At 77.9% G+C, this 1,078-nt stretch carries 1 pseudogene; it reads right to left on the minus strand.

Annotation, left to right across the window (positions count from 1 at the left end):
* A pseudogene (locus LIU39_RS34690) lies at positions 1 to 1,078 on the minus strand (hypothetical protein); the annotation flags it as partial.

Raw genomic sequence — 1,078 nt, forward strand, 5'->3', positions numbered from 1 at the left:
GGGTGGTGGGTGCGGTCGGTGTCGGAGGGGTGGGGGGTGCCGGTGTGGTCGCTGTCCGGGTGGGGTGTGCCCTCCGAGTGCCTGGGGTCGGGTCGGGTCGGGGTGCCGTCCGGGCGGCCGCTGCCGGGGCGCGACGGATTGCCCTCCGGGCGGCCGGGGGCGGGGTGGGGGGTGCCCGGATTCCGGTCCTGCTGGGGGGAGTTGGGGCGTAGGCCGTCCAGGCGGGGGTCGTGCGGGCGGGACGTCGGTTCGTTGCGGGGGCCGTCCAGGCGCGGGTTGTAGGCCGGGCGGTCCGGCGTGCGCTGCCGGCTGATGTCGTGGATCGGCCGGGTGCCGTCGGGCCGGCGGTTGGGGCGGGACGGCGGGGCGCTCGTGGATGGCGAACCGGTGGGGGAACCTGTGGGCGGGATGCCGCCGCGTGGGGGTGTTGCGTGTGGGGCGGAGGGGGCGCCGCCCTGCGGGGGCATGGCGGTGGGCGCGCCCATCATCGGGCCCGTGGTCTGCGGGCCGTTCTGCGGGGGTTGTTGGGGCGTGGGGGACTGCTGGGAGGCACCCTGGTCCGGCGCGTGCTGGGTGGGCGGCGGCCCCGTCACGGTGTCGGCGGACTGGGTGTGAACGGTGGTGTCGCTCTCGTCCATGGTCGGCATCGGGTTGCCCGGGGCCGGGTCGCGCTGCTGGATCGGCGGGCCGTGGGACGGCGAGTGCTGCACCGGAGCGCCGACGCCGCCCTGGGACGGCACGCTCATGTGCGGGGTGCCGCCGCGTCCGCCGCCGCCCGAACCCTGCGAGTCGTCCCCGGTGTTGCTGCCGCTATCGGTGGGGGAGGTGGGGGTGTCGGCGACGGGCGGGTTGCCGGGCATCGCGTCGGGCGCAGGGGATGTGGCGGGCGGCGGCGACTGGACGGAGTCCGGGTGTGAGGGGCCGTCCGGGGCGGGCGGGCCGTTGTCGGGGGCCGGAGCGGGGGCCGAGTCCGGGTGGAGGGACGGCCCTGGGGCCGGCTGGGTGCTGAGGGAGTCCGGATCCGGGGCGTTGCGAGGGTCCGGGCGGGCGAAGTCCGGGGTGTTGTCGGGGGTGGGGT

Origin of the sequence: Streptomyces pinistramenti, assembly GCF_020564935.1 — a bacterium.
In the GTDB taxonomy this organism is placed as follows: Bacteria; Actinomycetota; Actinomycetes; order Streptomycetales; family Streptomycetaceae; genus Streptomyces; species Streptomyces pinistramenti.